Origin of the sequence: Rhizocola hellebori, assembly GCF_016862955.1 — a bacterium.
Taxonomy (GTDB): Bacteria; Actinomycetota; Actinomycetes; order Mycobacteriales; family Micromonosporaceae; genus Rhizocola; species Rhizocola hellebori.
Genome location: NZ_BONY01000063.1, coordinates 11,009 through 30,522 on the forward strand (window position 1 = coordinate 11,009; position 19,514 = coordinate 30,522).

At 66.7% G+C, this 19,514-nt stretch carries 21 protein-coding genes; 13 read left to right on the forward strand and 8 right to left on the reverse strand.

All coding sequences use genetic code 11. From position 1 onward, the window contains the following. Nucleotides 1-47: 47 nt before the first annotated feature. From Rhe02_RS35960 to Rhe02_RS35970, 3 genes are all read left to right on the forward strand, one after another. Entirely contained in the window at nucleotides 48-2,561 is a 2,514-nt protein-coding gene (locus Rhe02_RS35960; protein ID WP_203912958.1) for a sigma-70 family RNA polymerase sigma factor, read from the forward strand. Between the two features lie 19 nt (nucleotides 2,562-2,580). Continuing rightward, the gene (locus Rhe02_RS35965) at nucleotides 2,581-3,048 is read left to right on the forward strand and encodes a GtrA family protein (protein ID WP_203912959.1); all 468 of its coding nucleotides are present in this window, start codon (nucleotides 2,581-2,583) and stop codon (nucleotides 3,046-3,048) included. A 62-nt stretch (nucleotides 3,049-3,110) separates the two neighbouring features. After that, complete coding sequence (locus Rhe02_RS35970) at nucleotides 3,111-3,698, forward strand: GtrA family protein (protein ID WP_203912923.1); 588 nt, start codon at nucleotides 3,111-3,113, stop codon at nucleotides 3,696-3,698. Between the two features lie 8 nt (nucleotides 3,699-3,706). Here Rhe02_RS35970 and Rhe02_RS35975 read toward each other — a convergent pair whose 3' ends face one another. From Rhe02_RS35975 to Rhe02_RS35985, 3 genes are read right to left on the reverse strand one after another with little or no spacing between them, the layout of a single operon-like run. Continuing rightward, nucleotides 3,707-4,261 carry a PH domain-containing protein gene (locus tag Rhe02_RS35975; protein ID WP_203912924.1) on the reverse strand — a complete coding sequence of 185 codons (555 nt, stop codon included), beginning with the start codon at nucleotides 4,259-4,261 and terminating at the stop codon, nucleotides 3,707-3,709. 49 nt (nucleotides 4,262-4,310) lie between these two features. Beyond that, complete coding sequence (locus Rhe02_RS35980) at nucleotides 4,311-5,084, reverse strand: biotin--[acetyl-CoA-carboxylase] ligase (RefSeq protein ID WP_203912925.1); 774 nt, start codon at nucleotides 5,082-5,084, stop codon at nucleotides 4,311-4,313. 16 nt (nucleotides 5,085-5,100) lie between these two features. Next, nucleotides 5,101-5,397, reverse strand: coding sequence for a hypothetical protein (locus Rhe02_RS35985; protein ID WP_203912926.1), 297 nt, complete (start codon nucleotides 5,395-5,397; stop codon nucleotides 5,101-5,103). Nucleotides 5,398-5,441: 44 nt separating this feature from the next. Between Rhe02_RS35985 and Rhe02_RS35990 the strand changes: the two genes are divergently transcribed. From Rhe02_RS35990 to Rhe02_RS36020, 7 genes are all read left to right on the forward strand, one after another. Next, on the forward strand, nucleotides 5,442-7,016 hold the full coding sequence (locus tag Rhe02_RS35990) for an acyl-CoA carboxylase subunit beta (protein ID WP_203912960.1): 1,575 nt from the start codon (nucleotides 5,442-5,444) through the stop codon (nucleotides 7,014-7,016). A 57-nt stretch (nucleotides 7,017-7,073) separates the two neighbouring features. Further along, nucleotides 7,074-8,018, forward strand: coding sequence for an NYN domain-containing protein (locus Rhe02_RS35995; RefSeq protein WP_203912927.1), 945 nt, complete (start codon nucleotides 7,074-7,076; stop codon nucleotides 8,016-8,018). Then, on the forward strand, nucleotides 8,015-8,197 hold the full coding sequence (locus Rhe02_RS36000) for an acyl-CoA carboxylase subunit epsilon (RefSeq protein ID WP_203912928.1): 183 nt from the start codon (nucleotides 8,015-8,017) through the stop codon (nucleotides 8,195-8,197). Before Rhe02_RS35995 ends, Rhe02_RS36000 begins: the two co-directional genes overlap by 4 nt. 53 nt (nucleotides 8,198-8,250) lie before the next feature. After that, complete coding sequence (locus Rhe02_RS36005; RefSeq protein WP_203912929.1) at nucleotides 8,251-8,817, forward strand: hypothetical protein; 567 nt, start codon at nucleotides 8,251-8,253, stop codon at nucleotides 8,815-8,817. A gap of 65 nt (nucleotides 8,818-8,882) precedes the next feature. Further along, the gene (locus tag Rhe02_RS36010) at nucleotides 8,883-10,286 is read left to right on the forward strand and encodes a hypothetical protein (protein WP_203912930.1); all 1,404 of its coding nucleotides are present in this window, start codon (nucleotides 8,883-8,885) and stop codon (nucleotides 10,284-10,286) included. Further along, nucleotides 10,283-11,386, forward strand: coding sequence for a S8 family serine peptidase (locus Rhe02_RS36015; protein ID WP_203912931.1), 1,104 nt, complete (start codon nucleotides 10,283-10,285; stop codon nucleotides 11,384-11,386). Before Rhe02_RS36010 ends, Rhe02_RS36015 begins: the two co-directional genes overlap by 4 nt. Before the next feature lie 10 nt (nucleotides 11,387-11,396). Further along, nucleotides 11,397-12,020 carry a Maf family protein gene (locus Rhe02_RS36020; protein WP_203912932.1) on the forward strand — a complete coding sequence of 208 codons (624 nt, stop codon included), beginning with the start codon at nucleotides 11,397-11,399 and terminating at the stop codon, nucleotides 12,018-12,020. Here Rhe02_RS36020 and Rhe02_RS36025 read toward each other — a convergent pair. From Rhe02_RS36025 to Rhe02_RS36040, 4 genes are read right to left on the reverse strand one after another with little or no spacing between them, the layout of a single operon-like run. Then, on the reverse strand, nucleotides 11,961-13,169 hold the full coding sequence (locus Rhe02_RS36025) for an MFS transporter (protein ID WP_203912933.1): 1,209 nt from the start codon (nucleotides 13,167-13,169) through the stop codon (nucleotides 11,961-11,963). The genes Rhe02_RS36020 and Rhe02_RS36025 overlap by 60 nt on opposite strands. Before the next feature lie 50 nt (nucleotides 13,170-13,219). Next, nucleotides 13,220-13,975, reverse strand: coding sequence for an ABC transporter permease (locus tag Rhe02_RS36030; protein ID WP_203912934.1), 756 nt, complete (start codon nucleotides 13,973-13,975; stop codon nucleotides 13,220-13,222). A gap of 2 nt (nucleotides 13,976-13,977) precedes the next feature. Further along, nucleotides 13,978-14,931, reverse strand: coding sequence for an ATP-binding cassette domain-containing protein (locus Rhe02_RS36035; RefSeq protein WP_203912961.1), 954 nt, complete (start codon nucleotides 14,929-14,931; stop codon nucleotides 13,978-13,980). Nucleotides 14,932-14,987: 56 nt separating this feature from the next. After that, nucleotides 14,988-15,587, reverse strand: a complete 600-nt coding sequence (locus Rhe02_RS36040; protein WP_239124272.1) for a PadR family transcriptional regulator — start codon at nucleotides 15,585-15,587, stop codon at nucleotides 14,988-14,990. Nucleotides 15,588-15,656: 69 nt separating this feature from the next. Here Rhe02_RS36040 and Rhe02_RS36045 point away from each other — a divergent pair, with 69 nt between their 5' ends. Genes Rhe02_RS36045 through Rhe02_RS36055 form a run of 3 tightly spaced genes read left to right on the forward strand, consistent with a single transcriptional unit; the run spans nucleotide 15,657 to nucleotide 18,004 of the window. Continuing rightward, the gene (locus Rhe02_RS36045) at nucleotides 15,657-17,402 is read left to right on the forward strand and encodes an acetyl/propionyl/methylcrotonyl-CoA carboxylase subunit alpha (protein ID WP_203912935.1); all 1,746 of its coding nucleotides are present in this window, start codon (nucleotides 15,657-15,659) and stop codon (nucleotides 17,400-17,402) included. A 36-nt stretch (nucleotides 17,403-17,438) separates the two neighbouring features. Next, a complete protein-coding gene (locus Rhe02_RS36050; RefSeq protein ID WP_203912936.1) occupies nucleotides 17,439-17,609 on the forward strand; it encodes a hypothetical protein in 171 nt (56 codons plus the stop codon). After that, nucleotides 17,609-18,004 carry a type II toxin-antitoxin system VapC family toxin gene (locus tag Rhe02_RS36055; RefSeq protein ID WP_203912937.1) on the forward strand — a complete coding sequence of 132 codons (396 nt, stop codon included), beginning with the start codon at nucleotides 17,609-17,611 and terminating at the stop codon, nucleotides 18,002-18,004. The genes Rhe02_RS36050 and Rhe02_RS36055 overlap by 1 nt, the downstream gene beginning before the upstream one ends. Before the next feature lie 35 nt (nucleotides 18,005-18,039). On the opposite strand, the gene Rhe02_RS36060 is transcribed toward Rhe02_RS36055, so the two are convergent. Further along, the gene (locus tag Rhe02_RS36060; RefSeq protein ID WP_203912938.1) at nucleotides 18,040-19,473 is read right to left on the reverse strand and encodes a GuaB1 family IMP dehydrogenase-related protein; all 1,434 of its coding nucleotides are present in this window, start codon (nucleotides 19,471-19,473) and stop codon (nucleotides 18,040-18,042) included. Nucleotides 19,474-19,514 lie beyond the last annotated feature (41 nt).

Here is a 19,514-nt window from a genome sequence, read left to right on the forward strand (position 1 = left end):
CGACCGTTATGTTCCCATTGTCCCCCTGGGAGGCGGCCGTGACCACCATGCTCGAACCCGAGCTGGAAAGCGACCCGTACTTGATATCCCTGGTGCGCGGCGGCGACACCGAGGCGTTCGGCCGGCTCTATGAGCGCCATGTGGCCGCGGCACGCAGGCTGGCGCGCGTGCTGACCCGCGATCCGTCCGACGCGGACGATCTGGTGGCCGAGACCTTCACCCGCGTGCTGTCCGCCATGCGGACCGGCCACGGACCCGACACCGCGTTTCGCGCCTACCTGCTGACGAGCTTGCGGCACACGCTCTACGACCGGGCCAGCCGCGATCGCCGCATCGAGTACACCGACGACCTGACCGCTTACGAGCGCCCCAACGCGCCGGAGGATCCGGCCGTGCGGACGCTCGAAAGCACCTACGCCGCAAGGGCTTTCGCCCGGCTGCCGGAACGGTGGCGGGCGGTGTTGTGGCACACCGAGGTCGAGGGTGAGAGCGCGGCACAGGTGGCGCCCCTGCTCGGGCTGACGCCCAACGGGGTTGCCGCGCTCGCTTACCGGGCAAGAGAGCGCTTGCGCCAGATGTATCTGCAGGAGCACATCGCGATCACCGAGTCGCCGCGCTGCCATTGGACCGGTACCCATCTCGCCGGCTACGTCCGTGCCGCGCTGGCGCGCCGGGATCGCTCCAAAGTGGAGGATCATCTCACCGAGTGCCACCGTTGCCGAGCGCTGCATCGCGAGCTTTCCGAGGAGAATTCGGGTCTGCGCAGCGTCATCGCCGGTCTGCTGTTAGGAGGCGCCGCTCCCGCCTACCTCGCCGAGGGCTCACCGCTCGGGGCACGCTGGCTGGCCACAATCGGGGCGGGGATCCTGTTGTGGGGCAAGGGCTGGCTCGCGCAGCTGGCCGCGATCGCGACCGAGTTGTGGTGGCGCGTGCTCAGCCTGCCCAGGTCGGTCATCCAGCGCTACGGCCCGGGCAACGTGGCTGCGGCCGGCGGTTTGGCGGGAGCGGGGCTCATCGGCGTCGCCGTCTTCACTGGTGTTCTGCTGCAAAGCACGCCCCAGCAACACGCGGCGCCCCCGCGCGTGCCGCCGCTGCCACGTCCGGTTCAGCCGCCGCCGACCGGGGCGGCTCAGCTGCTCCCGCCGCCGCAGCTTTCCGCGCCGCCACCCGTTCTGCTTCCGCTAGAGCCCACACCGGCTCAGACGAAACCGGCTCAGACGAAACCGGCTCCGGCCCCGGCGCAGGCCGGCTCCGCGGTCATCGCGTTTGAGCCCGCGCAGGCGCGCCTCACCGCGATGGGCAGCGGCACCTTGCCGATCACCGTACGGATGGCCGAATCGTCGGCGATGAGCTCTGATGCGCTTTCTTTGGGGGTACTGGTTCCTGCCCCCATGAAGCTGGCCGGTCCCGACGCGGGTGACGGCTGGCGATGTCAGGCCGGGGCCGGCACGGTCATGTGTGAGCGTGCCGGACCGGTGCGCAACGGCATGACCACCGCCAAGATCCCACTCGAAGTGGGAAACCTCACTGGCTACCAAGGTTTCGACGTCACGCTCAAGGCGGGCAGCACGGTGACCCGCTCGATGGTGCGGGCCCCCATCGCCCCGGCCGGGCTGGACGTCGGTTACGCCGCGCACGGCCACCTCGGCTACGCGCTCGGCGGTAACACGCTGCTGGCCTGCCAGCCCCGGCCCACCTGTCTCAGCTCGGACAACAACAGCCGGGCGATGCTGCCCGCGCTGCCCGTCGATCGGGAACCCGGCGCGCCGAAGGGGCTGCTGGCCGCTGGCGGACCGTCCGGGCCTTCGGGTCAGCTGGTGGCCCTGGCGGGTGGCAAAGCGGCCAGCGGCGCCCACCTCAGGCTCCCGGCTGGGGCGCGGGTGCGCTGGGCCGGGCTGACCATCACGGCGTCGGCCAGCGCCCCACCGGTTTTCGCCGGCGTGCATACGCCGCGCGGTGGCTGGTACCCGATAAAACTCAATCCATCAAAGAACGTCATCGCCGATAGAGCGGTCAGCCAGTCATTTGCCGAGGTCACCGACCTTGTTCGGGCCGATGGCGGCGGCGACTGGTGGCTGGCGACCGCCGCCGATGATCTTCCGAGCGGGCTGGGCCAGTTCGCCGGGTGGAGCCTTGCCGTCGTTTACGACAGCGCCGCCTCGGCCGACGGCGAGCTGGCCGTCTACCTGGGCCCGAAGCCGTTGCGCTGGCAACAGGAGGTTTCGGTGCAGCTCGGGGCGGGCGGCAAGGTCGACGTGGGACTGGTCGTCTGGGACGGGGATCGGGCGCTCAGCGGCGATTCACTGGTAGTCGGCAAGAACACAGTCGGTGATCCGGGCAACGTGGCGGGCGGCAGTAACGCTTCAGCGGTCGCCTGCACGGCCACCCCGGACCAGTGCGCGTGGCCGACCCCCGGTCTCGATGTGCTTCGCTTCCGCGGCAGCGCTGACGTGGGCGCCACCACCACCCTGCTCGCGGGAGAAGATCCATTGGAGCTTGGCGTTCTCGCGGTGCTGACGGAAACAGCGCAAGCCGGAGGGCGCGCCGTGGCGAGCCGGTAGGCTCAGGGGCGTGGTTGCCATGACCTTCACCTCTCGCCTTCTCCAACGCTTCCAGCATCTGAAATATGAGCTGGGAAAGTTCGGCATCGTCGGCGGGCTTGCCTTCATTCTGGATGCAGCGATCAACTCGACGCTGCTCTTCAACGGCATGAACGAGAACAAGGCGAAGATCATCGCCGCGGTGGTCTCGGCGAGCGCCGCCTTTATCGGTAACCGCTTCTGGACCTGGCGGGATCGCGAGAGGTCAGGCCTGGCCCGAGAATATCTTTTGTATTTCTTCTTCAACGCCGCCGGACTGGGTATAACCCTTATCGTGTTGAACTTCAGTCACTCGGTGCTTGGCAGCGTGTGGCCGGTTTTCACCACGAACATGGCCGACTTTTTGTCCGGCCAGCTAGTGGGCACGGCATTCGCGACGGTCTTCCGGTTCTGGGCCTACCGCAGATTCGTGTTCCTCGCGCCTGCTGCCGCCGAAGTAACACGGTGAGTTGGCGCGCAATGACGACACGTAAGCATGACCCGATGACAACGATCGCGTAAGGTGGCCCAGTGCGTCTAGACGGTCTACTTCCGCAGCGCCTGCGGACGCTAGCCCCGGAGGCGGTGAAATTCGCCGTCATCGGCGGCCTCAATGTGGTCGTCAATTTCATCGTCTTCAATCTGCTTCTGCTGGTCCCGGTGTTCCACAACGGCGAGCTAAAAGCCAAGGTCGTGGCCACCGCGGTAGCGATCGTGTCGTCCTACTTCATGAACCGGCACTGGACCTACAAGGACCGCGACAAGTCGGCCGCCCATCGTGAGTTCGTGCTGTTCGTCGGGTTCAACCTGGCGGGTCTGCTCATCGAGCTGACCGTGATGGGTGTCACCAAGTACTGGTTCGGCCTGACCAGCTGGCTGGCGATCAACGCGGCCTTCGTCATCGGTCTGGGCCTGGGCACCGTCTTCCGCTTCTTCACCTATCGGCGTTACGTGTTCCTGCACGCGCCTCAGGTGGTCATCCCGGCCCCGGCTGTCGAGGCCCAATTCGCCGAGCTGACAGCGCCGCTGGAGGCGGAATTCGCCGGAGCGGCGACCACCGCCCAGCGCAGGGGTTCCAAAAAGCGCGGGGCTCCGAAGAACCCCGCGCATATTCGCTAGCCGGAAAATCAGTTCGTTGTTTCCTGGGCAGTGGTGTCGCCCTGGGCAGGGACCCGGCGGCGCTCGTCGTCGTTGTACGAGTGCGCGTCGCGGTCGGCTTCCACAAGCTCGTAAAGCTTGGTCTGCACAATCCCAACCCGCGGGATGTCCTTGAGCACCGTCTGCCCGCGCTCGCCGGCCGACTCGATGGTCAAGGTGCCGCAGGTGAGCATCCGCTCCAGGAACGTCTGCGACATCGCGTGGTCGTTGACGCGCATCAACGGGATGTCGCGGCGATCACGAGAGAAGACGCCGGTCTGGAAGATGATGCGCTCGTTGGTGAAGACGTAGTGGGTGCACCGCCAGACGAGCCAAGGCCAGAAGGACAACCAGACGACGGCGATCAGAGCGATCCCTGCCACCACATAAAGCGCAGCGTTTGCCCAGCCCAGCGCCAGTCCGGTGACTACTGCGCCAACGGCCAGCAGAAGGACCAGCGTCGGCACGATCATTACTTTCCAATGTGGACGCAGATGCAGCACGATCTTTTCGTCGGCCGTCATCACGTCTTCGGGGAACGCCATATCTCTCCCCTACCTCCTCGTCCTACGATTACGCCGGTAGGTTAGTGGGTCAACGCACGTGCGTCACGTCCCCGGCAGCGATCGGACACAGCTGTTCTTGCTCGTCGCGTAAGACGAGCCTGCCGTCATCGTCCACAGTGATCGCTTCGCCCAATATCTGGCGATTGTCCGGGAGCATGATTCGCACGTCACGACCGATCGTCGCACAGCGCTGCCGGTAAGGGTCCACGATGCTTTCCGGAGCTTGCTGCCAGCTCTCGTAGCGCTCGCGCAGCCGTTGCAGGAACCCGATCGTGAGCGCCGTACGGTCCGCGTCGAGCACGCCTGCCAGCCTCAATGAGGTCGCCGGCAGGCCGGTCGCGGTCATCGGCAGGTCGGCCGACCGCTGCCAGACGTTCAGCCCGACCCCGACCACAACCGCACCGGGCGAAGCCACCTCGGCCAGGATCCCGGCACACTTTCGGCCATCGATGAGCAGATCGTTCGGCCATTTCAGGTCGGCTTTGACGCCATGGAGATCGTTGACCGTGTCCGCCAGCGCCACACCGGCGAGTAGGGGGATCCATCCCCAGCGGGCCGACTCGACCTTCGGGCGCAGCAGCGCCGTGAGCCAGATTCCCGCCGAGGGTTGGGAAATCCATGTCCGGCCGAGGCGGCCGCGGCCCGCCGACTGCGACTCCGCGATCACCACCACGCCTTCGTCAGCACCCGACTTGGCCTGCTCGATCACGTCGGTGTTGGTGGATGCGGTCTCGGCTTTGACCTCCACCCGCCAAAACGCCAGGTCTCGCAGGCGGCGGCGATCAAGGACCGGAGGTGGCATGCAGCCAGATTAGACCTCAGCGTGGGCCGGAAACCGGGCCTAGCCACTCGGGCAGCAGGATTTCCTCCCGCCCAGGCTCGGGCGGAACCCGCCGCGCCCGGGAAATGACCTCAACGCGGTGGCGCTTGGGCGCCCCGGACGCGGGACGGGCGCTGCCCGGACGCGGCCGCGGACGCTTCGGGCGCGGGGCCGGCCTGACCCTGTCGACGACCGCCTCCGGTTCGTCCTCCTCCGGATCGGGCCGCCACGGCCGTACGGCGGCGAGCACCGCCAACCCGCCGACGACCATCAGGACTCCCAATACCGTTGCCACGTGATGATTAACGACGGCGGCCCGTTACCATCACGCAGGTGACGATGACGCAGCCGGATATTCACACCACGGCAGGCAAGATCGCCGACTTTGAGCGACGGCTGGATGACGCGGTCCACGCCGGTTCGGCTCGCGCGATCGAAAAGCAGCACGCGCGCGGCAAGAAGACCGCCCGGGAACGCATCGAAATGCTTCTCGACGAGGGTTCGTTCGTCGAGCTGGACGAGTTCGCGCGGCACCGTTCGACCAACTTCGGGCAGGAGAACAACCGCCCCTACGGCGATGGCGTCGTGACCGGCTACGGCACTGTCGACGGCCGCAACGTCTGCGTTTTCGCCCAGGACTTCACCATCTTCGGCGGCTCGCTGGGCGAGGTGTTCGGCGAAAAGATCGTCAAGGTGATGGACCTGGCGATGAAGACCGGCTGCCCGGTCATCGGCATCAACGACTCCGGCGGCGCGCGCATCCAGGAGGGGGTGGTCTCGCTCGGGCTCTATGGCGAGATCTTCTTCCGCAACGTGCGGGCGTCGGGCGTAATCCCCCAGATCTCCCTGGTGATGGGACCGTGCGCGGGCGGTGCGGTCTACTCCCCCGCGGTCACCGACTTCACGGTGATGGTCGACCAGACCTCGCACATGTTCATCACCGGGCCTGACGTCATCAAGACTGTCACCGGCGAGGACGTCGGCTTCGAGGAGCTGGGCGGCGCGCGCACCCACAACACCAAGTCCGGCAACGCCCATTACCTCGCCTCGGACGAGCAGGACGCCGTCGATTACGTCAAGGCGCTGCTGTCCTATCTGCCGAGCAACAACCTCGATGCCCCGCCCGCCTGGCCGGCCACCGCTGACCTCGCCCCGAGCGAGGCCGACCTCGCGCTCGACTCGCTGATGCCCGACTCGGCCAACCAGCCCTACGACGTGCACACGGTTATCGAGGCGGTGCTCGACGACGGCGAGTTCCTTGAGGTTCACCCGCTTTTCGCGCAGAACATCATCGTCGGCTTTGGACGGCTAGAGGGCCGTCCGGTCGGTGTGGTCGCCAATCAGCCCATGCATTTCGCGGGCTGCCTCGACATCGCCGCATCGGAGAAGGCCGCCCGCTTCGTGCGCACGTGCGACGCGTTCAACATTCCAGTGGTGACGTTCGTTGATGTTCCAGGCTTTTTGCCGGGTACCGGGCAAGAGTGGGAAGGGATCATCCGGAGAGGCGCCAAACTGATCTACGCCTATGCCGAGGCCACCGTCCCGAAGCTCACCGTGATCACGCGCAAGGCCTACGGCGGCGCCTACGACGTGATGGGCTCCAAACATCTGGGCGCGGACCTGAACTACGCGTGGCCCACCGCGCAGATCGCGGTGATGGGCGCGCAGGGAGCGGTCAACATCCTGTATCGCGCTGAGCTGGCGGCCGCGCCGGATCAGGCGGCCAAGCGCGCCGAACTGATCACCGAGTACGAGGACGCCCTCTGCAACCCCTACGTAGCGGCCGAGCGCGGCTACGTCGATCTCGTGATCCGGCCCTCGACGACCCGAGCGCACCTTATTCGCGGTTTGCGCACGCTTGCCACCAAGCGGGAGACCTTGCCACCAAAGAAGCACGGCAACATCCCTCTATAAGTTGAATGCGAGATCAACTCTCAGAGAACGTTCAACAATATGTGGAAAGATGATGGGATGAATCAACCCCGTCGTCACGCGGTGCTCGTGGATGTGGGGTATCTCTATGCGGCCAGCGGGGAGCTGTTGCTCAGCACGCCCAACCGGTCGGAGTGCAAAGTGGATGCCGAAGGGCTCATCCACGCGCTCATGAAGCTGGCCGCTTCGCACCTCGGCGACGATCTGCTGCGCCTGTACTGGTTCGACGCCGCGCGCGACCGGGTGCCCACCATCGATCAGCGCGTGATAGCCCAGATGGGACAGGTCAAGCTGCGGCTGGGCAACCTGAATCTGCGCGGGCAGCAAAAGGGCGTTGACGCACAGATCCGCAGCGACCTGGAGACGCTGGCCCGGCATCGGGCCATCACCGACGCCGTGCTGCTCGCCGGCGACGAGGACATGACCTCGGCCGTGGAGGCCGCGCAAAGCTATGGGGTAAGGGTTCACCTGTGGGGGGTCGAGCCGCCCTACGGCACCAACCAGGCCGAGCGGCTGGTCTGGGAGAGCGACACCGTCCACACTCTCGACGCGGAGTTCGTCCGGCCCTATTTCACTGCGGTGGCCGTCCGCCCGCGCACGCCCACCCCGACCGAGGTCTTCTCGGGACGGCCAGCCATCGCCCTGCCCGCCTCCGCGATCCCGCATGCGCCCACCGAGCCGCGCCCGGTCCCGCCGCCCCGGCAGACCCGCTCCCCGCTGCCCGAGCGCGCGGACATCGTGGAGATCGGCGAGTACGTGGCCCAGAAGTGGATCCTCACCCGCGGCCGCGACAACATAGGCGACCTGCTTCCCGGCCCGCTGCTGCCCACGGTGATCGACAAGGAACTCCTGGTCGAGGCCGAAAAGGAGCTGGGCATCTCGCTTCGGCCCCACGAGAAGGCGCGGCTGTGGGTGCGCGACGGCTTCTGGTCGCGCGTCTATCGTGAGTTCGGATTGGCCCGACCCACAGGAGAACAGCCTTGAACCTCCGGATAGATCGCGGTTCGCCCACCCCCGAGGAAATCGCCGCATTGATCGGCGTGATCGTATCGTTACCGTCGTCCACATCGGAGCCTGCCCAGCAGCCATCCCTGTGGTGGCGCAGCGGCCTGCCGGTCACTCGTGCCGGATGGCGTGAATCGGGACTTACCCGTCCGTCGTAAGGGTGGGGTACGCTCCTAAGCGCGTGAATTAGTCTCAGGGGAGGGGCTAGCCGATGGGGCTTCCTGAAGAAGATAGAGGGCCAGCCTGGCTGCGAAATTGGGGTAATTCGACCGGCCACACCGACTCCGATGTATTCACCGGATACGTCGATCCCGATGCGTTGTCGGTCGACATCGGCAGTCTCGTGGCCTTCGCCCAAGCACTGCAGGCTGAGCACGAGCAAGACTACAGACCACATGTGCAGACCGTTTTCGAGCAGATGAGCGCGGTCGTGACCCAGCCCGACGCGCGCTTCATAGAGCTGACCGAGGGTTTGACCCACCACCGCGACATGCTGGTGCAGACTTCGACCGCGATGGCCAACCACGACAAGGCGGTCATCGCTTTCGTCGAGGCGGCCCGCGCGATCAGCACCGAATACCGCAACGCTGATGCCATGTCCGCGGCCACCGTGTCCGATGTCGAGGCCGGGCTGACCAACACCTCAGTCACCCGGAACACCACGGGCAACGAGGTCTACACCCCACAGCAGGCCGCCGACCAGACCAGCACGCCCGTGTCGACGGATGGCACCAACACCACCGGCACCACAGCCGACAATGGAGAGAAGGTCTCCTGATGTTTGAATCCGGCGGGGGCGGCGGGGGCGGTGGCACCCCTTGGTATGCCCTCAGCATTGAAGACATGTGGACATGGGTCAATCGCGACCTGAGCCCGCATTACCAGCAGGCCAACAGCTGGAAGAAGACCAGCGAGCTCTATGGGCTCTACTCGTCGCGGCTGCAGACCTTCCGCGACCGGCTCGCGCAGGTGTGGAATCCGAAGACCAGCCCGGCTGCGGAGGCCTACCTCACCCGGCTCGATGAGCTCATCGTCGCCGTCAAAAATGTCGATGAGGTGGCGGGGCGCAACTACCAGGCTTCGGTGGACATCCCCAACGCGATCTCCGAGGCGAAGTACAAGCTCAAGCCGATCTATGAGGAATACCGGGCGGCAGCCTCCACCTTCGTCAAGGAGGGCGGCTACAACACGCAAGGCTCCTATGCCAACGTCAGCGGGTCGACGACGCCTGAGGCGAAAGACGCGGCCGAGCTGGTGAACATGAAGCATTACGCCGCACAAAGCGTGATGTACAAGCTTTCCGAAGACCTCAGCGAGTCGCGCTCCCGCTTGGGACGCCCCGAGCCCTACACCCCGCCCGGGGTGGACGCCACCGACGATGGCAACAACATCGGCGGCGGCGGCAACACCGTGGCCCCACCGATGATCCCGCCGGTGATCCCGACGCCCGCGCCGGCACCCATGCCGACCGGGCCGATGGCGCCGATGCCGGCGCCGAAGGGTCCCGACCTGAGCGGTCTGCAGCCAACGCCGACGGGTCCTGGTCCCGGTTACACACCCGGTCCTTTCACCCCACCGCCGACGACCACGCCGACCGGGCCCAGCCCGGCGCCCTTCCCGCCCACCGGAGTCATCAACCCGCCCGGCCAGGGCCTGCCCGGCAGTCCGCCGGTGGCCCCACGGCCCGGCACGGGTCCGCTGCCCGGCGGTCTGGGCGGCGCGCCAAGGCCGGGCACGCCCACCGGCATCATCGGTGGCACCGGCGGCAACCCCCGCGGTCCAGCTGGCGTGCGCGGTCCTAACCCGCCCGGCGGCATGATCGGCGGCGGTGGCGCTGGCGGGCGTGGTCCCACGGCAGCAGGCGGTGTGCCCGGTCGCGGCCCAGCTGGCGCCGCCGGCCCGGGTGGCCCAGGCGGCAGAGGCACCCCCGGAGCTCCGGGAATCGGTGGCACGGCTGCCCGTGGCGGCGGTGCCGCAGGCGGCGTGGCCGGTCGCGGCCCGGCCTCGGGTGCTGGCGGTCGTGGCCCAGCGGGCACGGCCGGCGCGCGCGGTGGCACCGCGGGCCGGGCTGGAGTTGTCGGCGCCATGGGCGTCGGCGGGCGTGGCCACGGTCACGATGACGAAGACGGCGAGCACTTCGATCCAGACACCGCTTGGGAAGTGGCCCAGGGGGTCACTCCGGTGCTCGACTCGCCTGAGTACCACCGGCCCATCGATCCCGGCCCGGCGATCGGCCTCGACAGATGAGGCGTGTGCTTCACGCAGTGGCGGCGAGCATGCTCGCCGCCACTGTCGGTTTGGCCATCGAGACACCGGCTCGGGCCGATAATATTCGCGATCTCCAATGGCATCTGTCCTTTTTAGAGATAGCCAAAGCGCAGGCGATCAGCCAGGGCGAGGGCATCACCGTCGCGGTGATCGACTCGGGCATCGACAACAACCACCCCGACATGACGGGCAACGTCCTGACCGGGCTCGATGTCGTGGTGGGCGGCTCGGGCAACGGCTGGGGTGACAAGCTCGGCCACGGCACAGGTATGGCCGGGCTCATCGCCGCGCACGGGCATGGCGCGGGCAACAAAGACGGTGCGCTCGGGCTGGCCCCGAAGGCGAAGATCCTCCCGATCCGGATCGAGACGGGTTCCGGCTACGGTGATGGAAAGGCGCTCGCCAAGGGGGTAGACGAGGCCGTCAGCCGTGGCGCGAAGATCATCACGGTTCCCGTCAACAGTGACGCCAACTCATTCGACGCCGTGCAGCGGGCCGTCAAGGCGGGCGTCATCGTGGTGGCGTCGACCGGCAACCGCCCACGCGAGAACTTCATCGGCGATCCCGCGGCCCACCCCGGAGTGGTGGCCGTCGGCGCGGTGGACAAAGAAGGCAACATCGCCGAGGTCTCGGTTCGCGGCCCGGCGGTTTCGCTGGTGGCGCCCGGCGTCGACATCGTCAGCGCCAGCAACGACGACGGCTACCGCAAAGGCACCGGCACCAGCCCATCGACGGCGATCGTCTCCGGCGCGGCAGCTCTGGTCTGGGCGAAGTATCCGAAGCTGACCAGCACCCAGGTCGTGGAGCACCTGACGAAGACGGCCACCGACAAAGGCGCGCCGGGGCGTGACAACGACTACGGCTTCGGGGTGCTCAATGTCCTGAAGGCGCTGACAACGGAGCCTTCCACCGCCCCGACCGCAAGCCCGACCCAAAGTTTCCAGAACGCGCCCATCATCGAACCGTCCGATCCGGAGCCGAAGTCCAACCTCGTGCTCTGGGGCACAATCGCAGGGGTAGCCCTGATTGTGGTCGGTTTGGTGGTGCTGGTGAGCAGAAGGCGTTCGGCGAGCCGGTAGTCTGACCCGAATGGGAGCTAAACCCGTTCTGGTGCTCGCTTCGGCGAGCCCAGCTCGCAAAGCGCTGCTTCATGCCGCTGGCATCGACGCCGAGATAATCGTCTCTGGCGTCGATGAGTCTGCTGTGGACGCGACGGCACCCGACACTCTTTGCGGTGTGCTGGCCCGCCTCAAGGCGCATGCGGTGGCCGAAAGGCTGCGCCACCGCGAGCCGGCCCGAGGAAGTGTGCTGGTTTTGGGCTGTGACTCGGTGCTCGCTTTCGACGGGCAGATTCTCGGCAAGCCCGATAGCGCCGAGGATGCCGTGAAACGCTGGCATGCCATGCGCGGGCGCTCTGGAGTGCTGCACACCGGGCACTGTCTGGTGGACCTGGAGTCGGGCGACACCGCGGAACGCGTGGGATCGACGACCGTCTACTTCGCGGAGCTGTCCGACGAGGAGATCGATGCCTATGTCGGAAGCGGCGAACCGCTCTGGGTGGCGGGTGCTTTCACCATCGACGGTCTGGGCGGCCCCTTCGTCGAGGGCATCGAGGGCGACCACAGCAACGTGATCGGGCTGTCGCTGCCGCTGCTACGCCATTTGCTGGGCGACCTCGGCTGGTCGATCACCGATCTTTGGCGTGCTCGCTGAGCTGCGCACGCCCAGTGCCAGCACCGCCGCCCCGGCTAGGAACAGCGGGATGAGCAGCAGCGCGGTGTGGGCTCCCACCTCGTCGGCGAGCAACCCGAGCAGGAAGGGGCCGACGCCGAAGCTCAGGCCCATGCCGTAGGAGGAGACACCCGCCGCGCGGTCGGCCTGCCCCGGCGCGACCGTAATCGCCAACGCGATCGCCAGCGGATAGTGCATGGCGTTGCCGAGCCCAACCACGAACAGGCCGACGATGGCCAGCCATGCGCTGCCGGAGAGCCAGAAGACGACGAAGCCCGCCAGGCTGACGACGAGCGCGCCGAGGTAAAGCGGGATTGTGTCCACATAAAGGGCGATGCGTGCGCCAGCGGTGCGGCCGATCAGCATGCCGGCCAGGATGGCCGAAACCGTGGCCGCCGCAGCGCCCGCCGAGAACCCGGCTTCCTCCCGCAACACGAGCGCCGCCCACAGCGACATGACGATTTCGACCGTGCCGGTCATCACCATCATCATCCAGGCCAGCCAGTAGGCGCGCGGCAGCGCTGCCCTCGGCTGGGCGGCGGCCGCCACCTGAACCTCACCGGCGGGCAGCGCCATCATGCGCATCCGCCAGGCCACGAGCGCCACCACCCCGATCAGTCCAATGAGGACCACCAGCCCGGCTCGCCAGCCCCAGCCCATGTCGACCGCCCAGCCCACCACGAGCGGCGCCACGAAGCCTGCGGCAACCGCGAGCGCGTTGGCTTCGCTGATCGCGGCCGGGCCTGACGCGCCATGCATCTGGGAGAGGGTGACCACCACACAACTGATCACCCACATGCCGCCGAAGGCCACCAGCACGCTCAGCGAAAGCGTGATTGGGAATTGCGAGGGAAGCGTGACGAAGCCGAGCACCGCGAGCGCCACCGCGCAGAGCGCGGCCCACATCGCCGTGCCACGGCTGAAACGCTGCGAGAACCAGGGGAACAGCGCTCCCCCGACCATGGCGCCAACGGCAAGGGCGGAGGTGTGCAGGCTCGCCTGGGCGTTGGAGGTTCCTTGCTCATCACGCAGGAAACCGACAACAGGCCCGAAGCTGTAGAGGAAGTAGGCGTAGAGCCCGAGCTGCACATAAATCAGCCAGGTGAGGGGGGTTCGCACAAGGCGCGGCACCGTCCAGACGGTACGCCGGGACGGTGCCGAAACCCCACAGTGAGACGAAGCTAACGCACCGACCTGGCGAACTGGCGCGATGAGATCACAACGGTCAGCACGGTCAGCGGAAGCAGGATCACCAATGCCTTCCACACCACCGGGTTGCCCGGGTCGCCGGCGAACAGCGCCCGCACCCCCTGCACCGACCAGTTGAACGGGTTGAAGTCAGCCACCCGCCGCAACCAGGCCGGAGCGAAGGTGAGCGGAAGCAGGATGCCCGAAAGCAACATGATGGGCTGAATGAGGGTGTTGAGCATGGGCGCCAATGCGTCTTCGCTCTTGAGGGCGAGCCCGAAGGCGTAACCAACGGAGGAGAGCAGCAGCGCCATCAACGCGATCAGCAGGTAGGCCAGGACCGCGTCGCCGACGTTGACCCGCAGCCCGAACGGGAGGGCCAGCAGGGTGACCAGAACCGCTTGGAACAGAAGGGAAACGACGTCGCGCAGGGAGCGCCCGAGCATGAGCGCGACCCGGCTGACCGGGGTGACCCGGTTGCGCTCGATAACTCCCGCCCGCAGCTCGGCGATGAGCCCGAACCCGGAGAAGGCGGTGAAAAGGGCGACCATCACCAGCATGCCCGGCACGAAGATCTTGTAGGCCTCGGCGTCGGTGGTGTTGGGGCCTAGCGCCGGCTTGAGCAGTGGTGCGAAAAGCAGGAGGTAGAACAGCGGCTGAACGATGCCCACCCCGACCCACACCGGGTTGCGAAGCAACAGCAGCATCTGACGCTGGAAAACCAGCCAGGTGTCACGGAGAAATTTCATGGTCAGCTCTCTCTCAGGCTGCGGCCGGTCTTGGCCAGGAAGACGTCGTCAAGGCTGGGCCGGTGCAGCTCGATCGAGGTGAGTTTGATTCCGCCAGAGTCGAGCGCGCGCAACACATGGGGGATCGCGGTCGCGCCGTCCTCCACGTAGAGGCGGATGCTGTCGTCGCCGGTCTCGAGTTTTTTGACGTAGTCGGCGCTGTCGAAGAGCTCCGCCGCGCCGGTCACGTTCTGCGGCAGCGAAACCGAGACCACGTCGCCGAGAACCTCCTGCTTGAGCTCGCTCGGCTTGCCCTCGGCCACGATCTCGCCGTGGTCGATGATGGCCAGCCGGTCGCAGAGCGCGTCGGCCTCGTCGAGGTAGTGGGTGGTGAGGAAGACGGTCATGCCCAGGTCGCGCAGCTTGCGCACCTCGTCCCACATGTGGGCACGCGACTGCGGGTCGAGCCCGGTCGTCGGCTCGTCGAGGAAGACGACCTTCGGCTTGTGGATGATGCCGAGCGCGATGTCGACCCGGCGCCGCTGACCGCCGGAGTAGGTCTTGCACTTGCGGTCGGCGTATTCGGTCAGCTCGAAGGCTTCCAGCGCCTCGGCTGCCAGCTTCAGCGCTTCTGTTTTGCGGATGCCGTACATCCGCGCGTGTAGCACCAGCTCTTCGCGAGCGGTGGAGTCGTCCCAGGTGCTGCCGCCTTGGGCGACATAACCGATGAGTTTGCGAACTTCGCCGGGGTGTTTGCGGAGATCGGCGCCGGCGATGGTGGCCTCGCCGCCATCGGGCTCGATCAGGGTCGCCAGCATGCGCAGGGTTGTCGTCTTTCCGGCGCCGTTGGGGCCCAGGAACCCGAAGACCTCACCCTCGGCGACCTGCAGGTCGACACCGCGAACGGCTTCCACCGTCTTTTTCTCGCGGCCGGCCCTGGAAATAAACGATTTCCGAAGCCCAGAGGTCTCAATGATCATAGGTCGGAACCCTACCGGCCGGGTCCGACATTAGTCAAGTTTGAATAATCAAACTAGTACTCCAAGGCAGCCTTCCACTTGGCCATCAGCTCCTCGGACACGTATTCCGCACCGTCCTCGATCTCCTGCGCCACCCGCTCGCACCACGCGATCTCGCCCTCGTTGCGGGCGATCTGCAGCTCAAGCATCCAGCGCACGTTCTGCGGCTTCTGCTCCGGAACCGCCCAGCCCGACGTGTACGCGGCCTTCATGCCCTCGTTGGCAGCGGACAGCTTGCCCGCCCGCTGCCGAAGCACGGCAACGGTTTCCGCCCGCGGCACCTCCATCAGGAAGGAGAAAGCGGCCACAAATGGATCGACATGACCCTCGGTGGACCCCCACAGATAGGTGTTCAGCAGGTCGCGGAACTGCGCCTCGCCCTTTGGCGTGCACTCGTACCTGGTCCGAGCCGGCCGGCCGCCCACCTGCTCCTGACCGACCTCCCGCAAAGCGTCCTCGTCGGTGAGCTTCTTGAGCGCGTGATAGATCGACCCCGGCTGCAGATTGGCCCACTTGTCGGCGTTCCAGCTCAGCAGCTCCCGCCGCACGTCATAGCCGTGCACCGGCTGCAGCAGCCGGACCACTCCGAGGATCATCATGCGCGTGATGGACACCAGATCAGCGTAGAGGCAGAGCGTCAGATCACAGGGCGAGGTTACTGATCGGTCGTTTAGACTCCGGCCATGGCCGTCCTCTCCAAAGTGTTGATCGCCAATCGTGGCGAAATCGCCGTCCGGGTCATCCGAGCCTGCCGCGACGCGGGCCTGGGCAGTGTCGCGGTCTACGCCGACGGCGACCGGGAAGCACTGCACGCGAGGATGGCCGACGAGGCCTACGCGCTCGACGGGGAGACCAGTGCCCAGACCTATCTGCGCATCGACAAGCTTCTTGACGTGGCGCGGCGGTCCGGGGCCGACGCTGTCCACCCGGGCTATGGGTTCCTGGCCGAGAACGCTGATTTCGCCCAGGCCGTGATCGATGCCGGGCTCACCTGGATCGGCCCGACCCCGCAGGCCATCCGCGATCTGGGCGACAAGGTCACCGCCCGGCACATCGCCCAGCGGGCGGGGGCGCCGCTGGTTCCGGGGACGGCTGAGCCGGTACCCACCTCATCTGAGATTTTGGCTTTTGCAGAGGAATTCGGGCTGCCGGTGGCCATCAAGGCCGCGTTCGGCGGGGGCGGGCGCGGCCTCAAGGTCGCGCGCACCATGGAGGAGATCCCGTCGCTTTTCGAATCGGCCACCCGCGAGGCCGTGGCGGCTTTCGGCCGTGGCGAGTGCTTCGTCGAGCGCTACCTCGACAAGCCAAGGCATGTGGAGGCGCAGGTCCTGGCCGACCAGCACGGCAACGTGATCGTGGTCGGCACCCGGGATTGTTCGTTGCAGCGACGGCATCAGAAGCTGGTCGAGGAGGCCCCGGCGCCGTTCCTCACCGACGAGCAGCGCGCCCAGATCCACTCCTCGGCGAAGGCGATCTGCCGGGAGGCCGGCTACCACGGCGCGGGCACGGTGGAATACCTGGTTGGCGCCGACGGCACGGTCTCGTTCCTCGAGGTCAACACCCGCTTGCAGGTGGAGCATCCGGTGACCGAGGAGACGGCCGGCATCGACCTGGTGCGCGAACAGTTCCGCGTCGCCAGCGGCGAGAAGCTCCGCTTCAGCGAGGACCCGGTCGCGCGCGGGCATTCCATCGAGTTCCGGATCAACGGCGAGGATCCGGGAAGGGGCTTTCTGCCCGCCCCGGGAAAGGTGACCGAGCTTCGCCTTCCCGAGGGCCCGGGGGTGCGGGTCGACACCGGGATCGAGTCCGGAAACACCATCAGCGGCAACTTCGATTCGTTGCTGGCCAAGGTAATCATCACCGGCGAGACGCGCACAGAGGCTCTGGAGCGGGCCCGGCGCGCGCTCGACGAGATGGTGGTGGAGGGCATGGCGACCGCGCTGCCGTTCCACCGCGCCATCGTGCGGGACAAGGCTTTCATCGACTTCACCGTCCACACCCGATGGATCGAAACCGAATGGGTGAACGAAGTCCTTCCTTTCACCAATGTGTCCGATGTGGAGCAAGAAGAGACGCCTCGCCGCACAGTCGTGGTAGAGGTTGGTGGCAAACGGCTTGAGGTCTCGCTGCCCGCCTCGCTCGGTGGCGCACCGGCGGCTCCGGCAGGCGCCAAACCGGCTCGCCGTGCCAAGAAGGGCCACGGCATAGCGGCGAGCGGCGATGCGCTGGCCGCGCCGATGCAGGGCACGATCGTCAAACTCGCTGTGGCGGAAGGTGACTCGGTCGCCGCTGGGGACACGATCGTGGTCCTTGAGGCGATGAAGATGGAGCAGCCGCTGACCGCCCATAAAGCCGGTGTGGTAACCGATTTGAAGGCCGCCGTCGGTGACGTGGTGCAGTCGGGATCGGTGCTCTGCGAGATCAGATGATTGACTAAGTTGTCATATCGCCGTAGATTTCTGCCCATGGATGAAGATCCTGAAATGACGGCATTGCACGTCAGATTGATTGCCGAAGGTCGGCTGCATCCAGCGGAAGATCCTGACAGCCTCTTCCTGATCAAGTCGCATGATCGCGGCATCAAACCCGATCAGATTGACGACGCCATCGGCGAAACAAGGGAAGATCGCCGTTGATGATCTATCTGGATGCGTCGGCGCTGGTGAACCTGGTGGAAGAGAACGAGCGCAGTAGACACCTACGCTCCTGGCTCGACCTCAACGCCCACCTTCCGTTTGCCACCAGCCAAATCACCGAAGTCGAACTGCCCCGAACCCTGCACCGGCTGGGACATCCCACCCCGGTGGAAAGAGCGGAGCGCCTCATGGAAGGACTCATGCGGGTGGAGACAGACGTCGCGATACGCAAACTCGCGGCCCGTCTGCCTGACCCGTTTCTGAGATCGCTGGACGCCCTTCACCTGTCCTGCGCGGCTCAACTCGGGCCCAGGCTCACCATCGTCACCTACGACAAGAAGATGGCCCGGGCCGCGGTGCGCTCCGGCGCGGTCGCGGTGAGCCCCGGAGCCTGAACCACCCACGGCCTACCTAGCACGGATGGCCGGTTTCACCAGCTAGTTGGAAGCGGCATTCCTTCGGTGTAACCGAACGCCGACTGGAAGCCGATGACCGCTCGGTCGTGGAAGTCCTCCAAGGTCCGGGCGCCTGCGTAGGTACAGGCGCTGCGGACCCCGGCGACAATCTCGTCGAGGAGGTCTTCCACGCCCGGGCGCAACGGATCCAGGTACATCTTCGCCGTCGAGATTCCCTCCTCGAACACGGCTTTGCGAGCCCGGTCATAGGCCGAATCGTCGGCGGTGCGCGCACTCACCGCGCGGGCCGACGCCATCCCGAAGCTCTCCTTGTACCGGCGGCCGGCCGCGTCGAGGTACAGGTCGCCCGGCGACTCGAAGGTGCCGGCGAACCACGAGCCGATCATCACGTTCGCCGCGCCCGCCGCGAGGGCCAGCGCCACATCGCGCGGATGCCGCACCCCGCCGTCCGCCCACACGTGCTTGCCCAGATTCCTTGCCGCCACAGCACATTCGAGCACCGCGGAGAACTGCGGCCGGCCCACACCGGTCATCATCCGGGTGGTGCACATCGCCCCCGGCCCGACACCGACCTTCACGATGTCCGCCCCGGCCGCGATGAGGTCGGCAACCCCTTCCGCGGTAACCACATTGCCCGCCACGATCGGCACCGGCGCGCCCCGCACCGCATGCAAGGCGCTGATCATCCGCTCCTGATGCCCGTGCGCGGTATCGACCACGAGCGTGTCGACCCCCGCCTCGATCAGTGCCGCGGCCTTACCCGCCACATCGCCGTTGATGCCCACCGCCGCCGCTACCCGAAGCCCGCCTTTGCTGTCCAGCGCCGGCTTGTAAAGCGTCGCCCGCAACGCGCCCTGCCTGGTTTGGATGCCCACCAGCACGCCCTCGTGGTCCACCACCGGGGCTACCTTGCGCCGGCCATGGTGCAGCCTTTCGAAGGCGAGCCTCGGATCGGCGTGCGCCGGCACCGTCAGCAGATCGGTCGACATGACTTCGGCCAGTTGCGCGAAGCGGTCCACCCCCACCGTGTCGGCCTCGGTGACTATCCCCACCGGACGCCCCTGCGGATCCACCACGACCACCGCGCCGTGTGCCCGCTTGGGCAGCAGGTGAATCGCGTCGCCCACCGTGTCGCTCGGCCCGAGCGTGATTGCCGTGTCGTGTACCAAGTGCCGCTGCTTCACCCAGGAGATGACATCCTTGACGATCTCCAGCGGGATGTCCTGCGGGATCACCACGAGCCCGCCGCGGCGGCTCACCGTCTCCGCCATCCGCCTGCCCGCCACCGCCGTCATGTTCGCCACGACGACCGGGATCGTGCACCCGGTCCCATCGCTCGTGGACAGATCCACCTCAAGCCGCGAGCCGATCTCGGATCTGGTGGGCGCCATGAAGACGTCGTTGTAGGTCAGGTCATAGGGAGGAATCGTCCCGGACAGAAACCGCATGAACTTGATAATTCCACTGCCCAACCCTTTCTATACGCCGG

Bases quoted from the DNA above. Each gene is read 5' to 3' on its own strand.
- Rhe02_RS35965 (WP_203912959.1), top strand. From the start codon at position 2,581: ATGACCTTCACCTCTCGCCTTCTCCAACGCTTCCAGCATCTGAAATAT.
- Rhe02_RS36060 (WP_203912938.1), bottom strand. From the start codon at position 19,473: ATGCGGTTTCTGTCCGGGACGATTCCTCCCTATGACCTGACCTACAAC.
- Rhe02_RS36020 (WP_203912932.1), top strand. From the start codon at position 11,397: ATGGGAGCTAAACCCGTTCTGGTGCTCGCTTCGGCGAGCCCAGCTCGC.
- Rhe02_RS36030 (WP_203912934.1), bottom strand. From the start codon at position 13,975: ATGAAATTTCTCCGTGACACCTGGCTGGTTTTCCAGCGTCAGATGCTG.
- Rhe02_RS35990 (WP_203912960.1), top strand. From the start codon at position 5,442: ATGACGCAGCCGGATATTCACACCACGGCAGGCAAGATCGCCGACTTT.
- Rhe02_RS36005 (WP_203912929.1), top strand. From the start codon at position 8,251: ATGGGGCTTCCTGAAGAAGATAGAGGGCCAGCCTGGCTGCGAAATTGG.
- Rhe02_RS36055 (WP_203912937.1), top strand. From the start codon at position 17,609: ATGATCTATCTGGATGCGTCGGCGCTGGTGAACCTGGTGGAAGAGAAC.
- Rhe02_RS36050 (WP_203912936.1), top strand. From the start codon at position 17,439: ATGGATGAAGATCCTGAAATGACGGCATTGCACGTCAGATTGATTGCC.
- Rhe02_RS36045 (WP_203912935.1), top strand. From the start codon at position 15,657: ATGGCCGTCCTCTCCAAAGTGTTGATCGCCAATCGTGGCGAAATCGCC.
- Rhe02_RS35960 (WP_203912958.1), top strand. From the start codon at position 48: ATGCTCGAACCCGAGCTGGAAAGCGACCCGTACTTGATATCCCTGGTG.
- Rhe02_RS35995 (WP_203912927.1), top strand. From the start codon at position 7,074: ATGAATCAACCCCGTCGTCACGCGGTGCTCGTGGATGTGGGGTATCTC.
- Rhe02_RS36010 (WP_203912930.1), top strand. From the start codon at position 8,883: ATGTGGACATGGGTCAATCGCGACCTGAGCCCGCATTACCAGCAGGCC.
- Rhe02_RS36015 (WP_203912931.1), top strand. From the start codon at position 10,283: ATGAGGCGTGTGCTTCACGCAGTGGCGGCGAGCATGCTCGCCGCCACT.
- Rhe02_RS35980 (WP_203912925.1), bottom strand. From the start codon at position 5,084: ATGCCACCTCCGGTCCTTGATCGCCGCCGCCTGCGAGACCTGGCGTTT.
- Rhe02_RS35975 (WP_203912924.1), bottom strand. From the start codon at position 4,261: ATGGCGTTCCCCGAAGACGTGATGACGGCCGACGAAAAGATCGTGCTG.